Genomic DNA, 9,663 nt, shown 5'->3' with positions numbered 1-9,663 from the left:
TGGCAAAGCGTCGGGTATTTTAAGCTTTGGTATTGAAGGCGGGCTTGAAGCAGGTACGCGTTTTATCGATGCCCTTAAAATGATTTTACGGCTGGTGAATATAGGTGATGCGAAGTCGCTCGCGTGTCATCCAGCCTCCACCACACATCGTCAACTTAACGATGAAGAATTGGCAAATGCAGGAGTCAGTCGTGATCTAGTGCGTTTGTCGATTGGAATTGAAAATATTGACGATATTATTGCCGATATCAGTCAAGCCTTGGAACAAGCGTAATTACCTAATTATTTCATAAGCAGATCTTAAAATATAAAAAGCGCTAGTTGAAATTAGCTATCGCTTTTTATGCATTCCTAAGATTAATAATTATAAATCAATAATTTATAATTATTAATATAAAGTCCTTACAATATTTTTATATTTCCACTCTCTATATTCTATTCATATAAAAATTTTATATTGACACTAACAATACTTGCTACTACATTTGTAATAGTACAACTACAGTTGTAGTAATAGGGGGCGTAATGAAACTTAGTGATTTTGAAATGGATATTATGCAGCTGCTGTGGCAGGAAGAACCCTGTACTGCCAGCCAACTACATAAAGTGCTTTTAGCAGATAAGCAAAAAGGTAAACAAGTAGCCTATACAACAGTGAAAACTATTGTTGATAGGTTAGAACAAAAAGGAGCTGTTGAGCGCTGTGGGCATGAAGGGCGAGCTATTGTTTTTAGAACAATCGTGACTCAAGATACGTTATCGGAGCAAGTGATGCCTAGTTTTATGCAACGATTTTTTAAAGGTAATTCTCGTAGTTTAATTGCCCATTTTATTAAAGAAGAAAAGCTAAATGATCAAGATATTGAATATTTACAAATGCTTCTAAAAAATAAGAAGTTAGATTAAAGGAGAAGGTAATGATGGATTATTTACTAACCTGCACACTTATTAGCTTATGCGTATTACTTACTTTAAAAGGGTTAAAAAATGCACCAGCACGATTAAATTTTTATCTTTTGATGATTACTTTAGTGTGTTGGTTTGTCCCTTGGCAATACTTTTCTCAGCTACCATTTTTTGAGGGGACAGAGCGTTACACCTTAAATGTGGCTCAATTGATCCCTGAAGCGAAGGAATTAACACCTAATACAGCACAAATAGCGAATACGGGCGGCGAATTACAAAGCGAACTGAGTATTTGGCAGTCTATACCATCACTTAGTACTGTTTTTATTGTTTTAGTTTCGACTGGTTTTGGATTGTTTTTAGTCCGTTTGAGCTTGTATATAAAATTTATAATAAATTTATACACTTACTCAAAGCCAAGCCCTGAGTTTGAAAATATTAACAACCGCTATCCAATAAGACTAACAACGCATACAGGGCCTGCTTTTGCTACAGGATTAATAAAGCCTGTTATTTGGTTAGAGTCGTCGATGATAAACCGTGAAGAGTTAAACTCAGTAATTCAACATGAGGTGACTCATTTAGAGCAAGGCGATATTTATTGGACATGGCTTATTTGTTTTATCGAAAGTGTTTTTTGGTGGAATCCTATCTGTTTAAAGTTAACTGGTTTAGCACGAGAACAACTAGAACTAAGCTGTGATGAGTTGTGTATGCAAAAGCTAAAAGGTAAATACCAATTAGATCTAGCCAGTTTACTACTTCAAGAGCAAACTGGTCAACGCTCGCATAACTTTTTTACCCCACCACTTTTGAATATTGCTCATTCTAAGAGTTTTAATATTCAGAGAATCAAAATGTTAAACAAGGAAAAAACAATGAAAAGTAAATATTTGGTTATGGTCGCGGCGGCAATGTCTTTTAGTGCCTTGACAGCTGCGCAAATTGTAGATGGTAATACAGATAACGAGCAACAAAGTAATAATACTTACCAAGCTGCTGTCAAAAGTGAAGAATATAACCAACAACTTGCTCAACTTCTTCAAAGTGCTGCTGGAGCAAAAAGTGATAACCCTGAACTGTTAAATGAAGCTGCGCAAGGCATTCAAAAATGGTATTTAAATAGAAATAAACTGACTGGTTTTGAAGAGCATGAAATTAAATTACAAAGTTTCAGATTATTGGAGAACGTGTACTCTAAGCTTCATAAGTATGAAGATATATTAAGTGCTTACGAACGGTGGTATGAGCCGAGTAGTAATCCTCCATTTTTTTTGAAAAACTCACTAGCAACCGCCTATATCCAGCTGGGACGTTATGAGCTGGCAGTTGCAGAGCTTGAAGGATTGTCGAAGCAGCTTAATGGAAAACTTCATGTAGGTTCTGCTGATAACTTAGCACTAGCTTACATTTATCTCGCTGATTACGATAAAGCATTAAAAACCCTAGCTCAGGTTGGTGCAAAAGATGACGTATACGGAAATATTCTCAGATACTATGTTTATGATAAACAAAATAACCGTAAAAAAATGGATGAGCTGAAAAGTAAAATTCCAGAAGTATTTGCAGTTTCTCCAGCGTTATTACCGAGAATGGGCATACCTGATTCACAATTATTGAGCTTATTATAAATTTGCTATTATGGTGAGGCTCAGACTTTTTGAGCCTCTATTTAACAGCTTAGGAATCAGCTCTTGGTGTGGCTAAAATTGCCTGTTTTTCATCTTCAGATAGAATGATCCAGTCAAAAATTTCTTCGTTAGTACGCCCGCAACCGGTGCATACGCCACTGCGGCGCTGGCATACACCGATGCAGTCCGTTTTAAACTTAGAGCGTGTTGAGTGTTGTTTTAAATGGCGCATATTAACGTCCTAACGCGGGGGCAATTTCAAACCGAGTTGAAAAACCATTCGTTTCTTGAGCGGTAAATAGAGTAATAGCAGGCGTTTTTGCATCAAGCACAAAGCTACTAAAAATCGTATCTGAGGTTTCTTTTTGGCTTTCAAACCACCCCTGTGGTGTTAAACATTGGCGCAACTGCTGAGCAAGCTGGTGGTGAGATTTAACCGCTTCACTTTGGGTTTCAAGGTGTACATTGCATTGGTAGCTGGTTTGTTCTAACTGATTTACAGTAACAGTGCAGTTGCTACCCATTAACTGAGTCTGCGTATGCCATTGATGAGTAAACGGGTGAGCTATTTTATCTGTTTTTATAACATGAAAAGCAGTTTGATAACCGCTTATTAGGCTATTTATGGTGCTGCACTCATCGTGTGTTACTGTGGTTGTTACCGATTTTGCAGTTGAAGTAGTTTGATTAGTTTGGCTGCTACAAGCGACTAAAGTAAGCGCAACAATAACAACCGTAATAGAGTTTTTCATAATTCACAGTAACCGATTAATTGAGCCACGCACTATACCACAGATGAATTACGCAACTAAAAGCTAAAAAATAAAAAAGGCTCATCAACTATGAGCCTAGCATAATGTGTTTTAGCTGCTGTTACTTATGACGGCTTTGCAAGCACTTAACCACATCTTCAAGCGCAAGGCCTTGGCGCTGTAGTAATACTGTAAGGTGATAAATTAAATCGGCAGATTCATTGGTCAGCTCATCGTTATCGTGCTTCATCGCGGCAAGCGCAACTTCAACGCCTTCTTCACCAACTTTTTGACAGCTACGGCTTAAATCTTCCGCAAATAGCGACGCGGTATAGCTTTTAGCGGGGTCGTCGTTTTTACGTGCCACAATCACATCTTCCAGTTGTGCTAAAAAGCTCAGGCTTGGTTTTGCAGCATCGCCAAAACAACTCTGGGTACCTAAATGGCAAGTTGGCCCAGCGGGATTGGCAAGCACTAAAATTGAGTCGTAGTCACAATCAGTATGTACAGACACAACATTTAAGTAATTTTCTGAAGACTCACCTTTAGTCCACAAACGTGCTTTAGAGCGCGAGTAAAAGGTCACTTTTTGCGTTTCTAACGTTACGTTAAGTGCTTCACTGTTCATAAAGCCTTGCATTAAAATAACCCCAGAGCGGGCATCTTGAATAATGGCAGGGATCATCTCACTTTTAGTGAAATCAACTTGAGCTTGGTTTTGTTGGGTTACTTGCATAGTCTTGCTGCCACTTGGTTATCGATTAAAAATTGTTTTAGTTCGCCAATGTTGATCACATTTTTATGAAAAACGCTGGCGGCGAGTGCGCCGTCCACTTCACTTTGTTTAAATACATCAACAAAGTCTTGCATACTGCCTGCACCGCCTGAAGCGATTAAAGGAATATCACACAGTTTGCGAATTTTGCTTAACTGCTGGTTGTCGTAGCCGTTGCGAACACCATCTTGGTTCATGCAATTTAATACAATTTCGCCCGCGCCAAGATCTTGTACACGTTTCACCCACTCTTCGGTTTTATAACGAGTGCGGCTCGATGCATTAGGATCGCCGGTTAGTTGATAAACCAAGTATTCACCGGTTGTTTCATCAAAAAAGCTATCAATACCGACTACCACACATTGCTTGCCAAACTCATCGTGTAATTCTTTTATTAACTCAGGGCGGGCGATTGCTGGGCTGTTAATACTGATTTTATCAGCCCCACGCTCCAATACGCGCGCGGCATCCGCCACTGACTTAATTCCCCCGGCAACACAAAAGGGAATATCAATATGACGAGCAATACTTTCTACCCAATTTACATCAAGCAGGCGTTTTTCAACGCTGGCACTGATTTCATAAAAAACCAGTTCGTCGGCACCCGCTTCACTGTATGCTTGTGCCATGGTTAAAATGTCGCCAACCACTTCGTGGCCTTTAAATTTTACACCTTTAACTACTTGTCCATCTTTAACGTCAAGGCAGGGGATTATACGTTTCGATAACATGGTGAGGCCTCGCGGTTAATAATTGTACTTTTTAAGGTCATAGTTACTATTCTTTAAATCAATAATTTGTATGGATAACAACAACATCAAATACATTGTTGTTAGCAAAAGAGCCTATTAATAATGACCCCCAGTATATAGTTATCTGGGGGTCATTTATAGGCTCTTTATCGTATAGTTAATTACTTTTAGCACTATTTATTGCCGCAAGTAACGTGCTGAAAATACGGATGCAACAAGGACTAAACCAAATGCGTTGTTGAGCACAGAAATGGGGTTTTCATTTAGCGATTTTAACTCGAAGTATGTAAGGCGGTGATAAAGTGCAGTATCTGCTGCGCTGGTTGCAACCAGCAATATATCGCATACAGAGCTACTCAACGCTAAGTCCACTTGTAGCAATACTGTGTAAGAAATAGCTTAAAGATGGCAACGCTGGCTGTTGTTTTGCGTGAGCTTATTACGTTTAGCAAAATACATTTTCTCATCAGCTTTATTTAGTAACTCGTCTAAACTGCTTGCTTCATCGGGGTACATTGCATAGCCAATACTGACGGCGACGTTTAATTGCGTGTGTTGCAATATAATGGGTTGTTCTATTGCTTGGCTATATCGTTGAATTTGGCTTTCTACCTGAGCAATATTTTCAATTTGGGCAATAATAATCACAAATTCATCGCCCCCTATGCGGGCAATGCAATCTGATTTTCTGGTTATGATTTTTAACCGATTGGCGACTTCTACCAACACCGCGTCCCCGACTAAGTGCCCATGGGTGTCGTTAATCGGTTTAAATTTATCTAAATCAAAATACAAACAGGCAATTTTAGAGCTCGTCTGCGCTACTCTATCAAATTCGAATTCAGCAAATTTAATCAGTGCAGTGCGGTTTGCCAGTCCTGTGAGCTGATCTGTTTGCGCCAGTTTTAGCACTTTATTTTCAGCGATAACGCGTTTGGAAATATCAAAGTTAGTACCGATGATCCTCTCGCCGTACACTCGGCCATCAGCGTTAAGAAAGCGAATATCTCCACTGGGTAACACAACTTTAAATTCAGCATGAAAATTACTTTTTTGCGCAATGGCTGCGGCGAGTTTAGCAGCAACGCTGTCGCGATCATCGGGGTGAATAGCGTCTTCCCAGGTTGAATATTTAGCCACAAACTGGTTCTCATCAAGCTCATATAGCTTATGCATCCATTTATCCCATATCAGTACATCGTTTTTAAAATTCCATTCCCAAATACCAATACTTGCGGCATCGGCCGCCAATGCCATACGCTGATGTAAATGATCTAACTCGATTTTCGCCGCTCTAAGCTCGGTGATGTCTTCGGAAACACCCAGTAAATACTTAATTTTCCCTTTATTATCTTTAATGGTCACTTTGCGAGTGCGCAAATAGCGGGTAACACCGCCTACGGTGATAGCCTCTTCGTTAATCGTCATCGCTTTGCCAGAGTTAAGCACGGTGCGATCGGCTTTGATAAAACATTTTGCTTGCTGGGCGGGAAAAATGTCAAAGTCATTTAAGCCGATTATTTTCTCTCGCGGTCTGTTAAGTAGCTGCTCACACACATTATTGACATGGCTGAAAGACAGCCGCTCGGCATCTTTAACAAAAATCATAATGGGCAAGGTATCAAATACCGTTTGCGTAAAGGCTTCTTGATTATAAATATCGGTTAAGTCTTTGATAGTTGCAACAAACGATACATTTAGTTGTTTACGGATCGGGCTGACCGCTGCAGTAATCGGAAAGTTATCACCACACTGTTTACGCCCTATTAATCGTTGGCTTTTACCGCTGAGTTTATAATTGGCCTGTTTACTTTGAAAAAGTTGATAAAACTCTGTATTTGTTTCAGGCACTAACAAGGTAATGTTTTTGCCGATTAAATCTTGTTGTGCAAAACCAAACACCTCACATGTAGCCGGATTGGCAAACTCGATCACCCCTTGTTTGTTAAAGCTGATCACTGCATCTTGAACGGTATTAAGCACCACTTTCAATTTGGCCGATAATAAGCTACGACTGCGTAGCTCCATACAGCTGATCAAAAATACACTGGAAAGCAACACCACAAAGGTGAGTATTTGCGCCAGCTCATCATTATTATGATCAGCAATGTAGCTTGTATGGTTAGCGGCGAATATGTTAATTGATAACATGGCTAAGTAATGTACCGAGGCTAATGCGCTGCCCATCAGCGTGGCTAAGAGTAACTTTAGCCATAATTTAGCTGCTAACTTTTGTTGTAGCGCATTGATTTTTAATGCAATACCACAAAGGAGTATGGCAGTAACCACGGACGCTGATAATAACCAAGCATCGTGCACAACATGGGCTGGCATAGTCACTGCTAACAAGCCTAGATAATGCATAATGCTGATCGCTATGCCCATTAATATGCTTCTGATCCAGAAGTTATCAAGCTGGCCAACACGTGGTGAAATAACAATATAACTGGCAAATATACAGGGCAAAATAGAGAGTAGGGTAATTGTGATATCAAAATGAGTTGCTATAGGGAGGGTATAGGCTAACAATCCCACAAAGTGCATGGCCCATAAACTCAAACCTAAAAAGCAAGACGAGAGCAGAGTCCATAATCGTTTTTCTTGCTGCTGTTGTAAGCTTGCTATTCGTTTAATTAGTAAAAAAGAGATGTAACAGGCAAATGCCGCAATAAATAAAGACGCAATAACTAACAAGGGATCATATTGCGCGCTAATAACGGGCGCATTATGCTCTTCAGAGGTGATAAAGTGCAGCATAGAATAGAGTATCAAAGTTGTCCCTCACCCTGAAGATTTGTTATAGATCAGTATAGTATAGTAACTTTTTGTTGACTATAAATCGTTCAAAAAAGAGCCTTTTACGCTATGGTGCTGATTGTTTCGTGTGACACCTTAAAGTTAGTGTCATGCTTTGGTATTGAGTAATAGGCGATGTGGCCGGAGTTATTCAGCGATTGCTACTTTTCACTATTAACCAGCTCGTTAAAGCTGACAGCGGTAATTAGGCTGTTTGCTACTTATATCCTGAGCAGTATTTATCGCCTATTCACTGTGGTGGTCTAGTTGTCACATTTAAACGATTACTGATGAACGTCTCGTTAAAGCAGTCATACAATAACGGGTGAAATGAGCTCTGAGGGAAAGTAAGGGGATTTTAACGCAATAACTAAGCTGAACCTGGACTAATAATTACTGAGCCCAAATTCAGCTTAATGACTGTTTAATAATGGTTATGCTGCACTGTGCTCCTCTTTATGGACACCCATAAAAATAGCGTAAAGCACGGGGATCACAATTAAGGTCAGTAGGGTGGCAAATAACAACCCGAATACCAAAACGACAGACATAGATTGGAAAAACGCATCAAAATACAAAGGTATAACCCCAAGCACCGTGGTTAAAGTGCCCATCATTACAGGGCGTACGCGACTATTTGCCGAGTCGATAATTGCATCGTAGCGCGGTTTACCTTGCTGTATTTCCATATCCATTTGATCAACTAATACAATGGCATTTTTGATTAACAGCCCTGATAGCGATAACAGCCCTAATATACCCATAAATTCTAAAGGTATTTGCGTGGTTACCAAGCCAAACACCACACCAATCAGCGCTAATGGGACTACTAACCAAATAATGATAGGTTGTTTTAGTGCATTAAATAGCACCACCACAATTAACACCATAGCTAAAAACCCTAAAGGCAAGGTTGTTGCCAGCATTTCGTTAGACTCTTTCGATTGGCCATATTCGCCGGCCCATTCCAGTGTGTAGCCAGGCGGGAGTTTAATTGCCTCTATTTTGGGTTTAACACGGCTAAATAGCTCAGATGCCAGCTCACCAGGCAGTGGATCGGCTTGCGCTTTAATGGTCCAGACTCGGTCTTCACGTTTTAAAATACCATCGCGCCAAACGGTTTTAAAGCCACTGGTTACTTGCGCTAGAGGCACTGTTTTACCCTGTATTTGGCTTTGTACGGGAATACTGCCAATATCATTAATATCAATGCGCTCTTGAAGCGGGGCTCTAACAATGATTGGAATTAACTCTTCACCTTCTCGATATAGCCCGACGGTTTTACCCGAAAAGTTTTGTTGTAATGCCTCGGCCACAGCTTTTCGAGTAACCCCTGCGCGCTGTGCGTTAATCGGCGAATATTGCGGTTCAATGACTCTGACTTGTTGACGCCAAGTGTCTTTTATTGACAATGCACCGCCGTCTTCAATCAATATTCCCTTAGCTTGGGCAGCTAAATCACGAATAACTGCTGGATCAGGCCCTTTAAATGTAGCTTCTATTTTTGAACCGCCACCCGGGCCCATCACAAAGCGCCATACTTTGCCTTGCGCATCTGGAAAGCTCTGATCTATATAGCGCTGTACTTGAGGTAACAGGGCATCGAGTTTTTTGTAATCATCTACCTTGGCCAGAATTTGGCCATAGGAACTGTTGGGCGATTCTGCGCCATAAATCAGCATAAAGCGTAACCCGCCTCCTCCAATTAGGGTTTGTACGCCTTCAACGCCTTGTTGTTGCTGAATAAATGATTCTAACTTAAGCATATCTTTTTTGGTTTTTTCAATGTCGGTACCTTGGGGTAACCAAAAATCCACCACCATTTGCGGTGTGGTTGAGGCTGGGAAAAAACCAGATTTTACAAATTGAAAGCCCCAAATCGAGGCGCTAAATGTGGCCACAACGATGGCAATGGTCAGCCAACGATGGTTAAGGGCGCTGACGACAATAGACTGATACGCGGCCATAATTTTGTTCGGTTTAGCGCTACTTGCAGTATCACTTGCTTGCTCTTTAAATAACCAGAAACAAAATAGCGGCGTTAAGGTAAT

Annotated in this window: 9 protein-coding genes; 3 read left to right on the top strand and 6 right to left on the bottom strand. The window is 40.4% G+C overall.

All coding sequences use genetic code 11. From position 1 onward, the window contains the following. From ABYB02_RS11285 to ABYB02_RS11275, 3 genes are all read left to right on the top strand, one after another. Positions 1-274 (top strand): PLP-dependent transferase (locus ABYB02_RS11285; RefSeq protein ID WP_372762555.1); only part of this gene is annotated, 274 nt, incomplete at its 5' end. Positions 275-525: 251 nt separating this feature from the next. Continuing rightward, complete coding sequence (locus ABYB02_RS11280) at positions 526-906, top strand: BlaI/MecI/CopY family transcriptional regulator (RefSeq protein WP_372762554.1); 381 nt, start codon at positions 526-528, stop codon at positions 904-906. An 11-nt stretch (positions 907-917) separates the two neighbouring features. After that, positions 918-2,537, top strand: coding sequence for a M56 family metallopeptidase (locus tag ABYB02_RS11275; protein ID WP_372762553.1), 1,620 nt, complete (start codon positions 918-920; stop codon positions 2,535-2,537). Between the two features lie 49 nt (positions 2,538-2,586). Here the strand turns inward: ABYB02_RS11275 and ABYB02_RS11270 are convergent, their stop codons facing one another. The 6 genes from ABYB02_RS11270 to ABYB02_RS11245 all read right to left on the bottom strand — a co-directional run. Continuing rightward, positions 2,587-2,769, bottom strand: coding sequence for a DUF1289 domain-containing protein (locus ABYB02_RS11270; RefSeq protein WP_372762552.1), 183 nt, complete (start codon positions 2,767-2,769; stop codon positions 2,587-2,589). A gap of 1 nt (position 2,770) precedes the next feature. Continuing rightward, complete coding sequence (locus ABYB02_RS11265) at positions 2,771-3,289, bottom strand: hypothetical protein (RefSeq protein ID WP_372762551.1); 519 nt, start codon at positions 3,287-3,289, stop codon at positions 2,771-2,773. Between the two features lie 121 nt (positions 3,290-3,410). Next, entirely contained in the window at positions 3,411-4,025 is a 615-nt protein-coding gene (gene hisIE, locus ABYB02_RS11260) for a bifunctional phosphoribosyl-AMP cyclohydrolase/phosphoribosyl-ATP diphosphatase HisIE (protein WP_372762550.1), read from the bottom strand. Further along, positions 4,016-4,795 (bottom strand): imidazole glycerol phosphate synthase subunit HisF, encoded by a 780-nt coding sequence (gene hisF / locus ABYB02_RS11255; protein WP_372762549.1) that lies wholly within the window; start codon positions 4,793-4,795, stop codon positions 4,016-4,018. Before hisF ends, hisIE begins: the two co-directional genes overlap by 10 nt. 420 nt (positions 4,796-5,215) lie before the next feature. After that, the gene (locus ABYB02_RS11250) at positions 5,216-7,588 is read right to left on the bottom strand and encodes a diguanylate cyclase domain-containing protein (RefSeq protein WP_372762548.1); all 2,373 of its coding nucleotides are present in this window, start codon (positions 7,586-7,588) and stop codon (positions 5,216-5,218) included. A gap of 458 nt (positions 7,589-8,046) precedes the next feature. Further along, positions 8,047-9,663: efflux RND transporter permease subunit (locus ABYB02_RS11245; protein ID WP_372762547.1), on the bottom strand; the 1,617-nt coding region annotated here is incomplete at its 5' end.

This window comes from Pseudoalteromonas sp., assembly GCF_041613455.1.
Lineage (GTDB): Bacteria > Pseudomonadota > Gammaproteobacteria > Enterobacterales > Alteromonadaceae > Pseudoalteromonas.
This window is presented reverse-complemented; position numbering and strand designations above follow the sequence as displayed.

Bases quoted from the DNA above. Each gene is read 5' to 3' on its own strand.
- ABYB02_RS11280 (WP_372762554.1), top strand. From the start codon at position 526: ATGAAACTTAGTGATTTTGAAATGGATATTATGCAGCTGCTGTGGCAG.
- ABYB02_RS11275 (WP_372762553.1), top strand. From the start codon at position 918: ATGATGGATTATTTACTAACCTGCACACTTATTAGCTTATGCGTATTA.
- ABYB02_RS11270 (WP_372762552.1), bottom strand. From the start codon at position 2,769: ATGCGCCATTTAAAACAACACTCAACACGCTCTAAGTTTAAAACGGAC.
- ABYB02_RS11265 (WP_372762551.1), bottom strand. From the start codon at position 3,289: ATGAAAAACTCTATTACGGTTGTTATTGTTGCGCTTACTTTAGTCGCT.
- hisIE (WP_372762550.1), bottom strand. From the start codon at position 4,025: ATGCAAGTAACCCAACAAAACCAAGCTCAAGTTGATTTCACTAAAAGT.
- hisF (WP_372762549.1), bottom strand. From the start codon at position 4,795: ATGTTATCGAAACGTATAATCCCCTGCCTTGACGTTAAAGATGGACAA.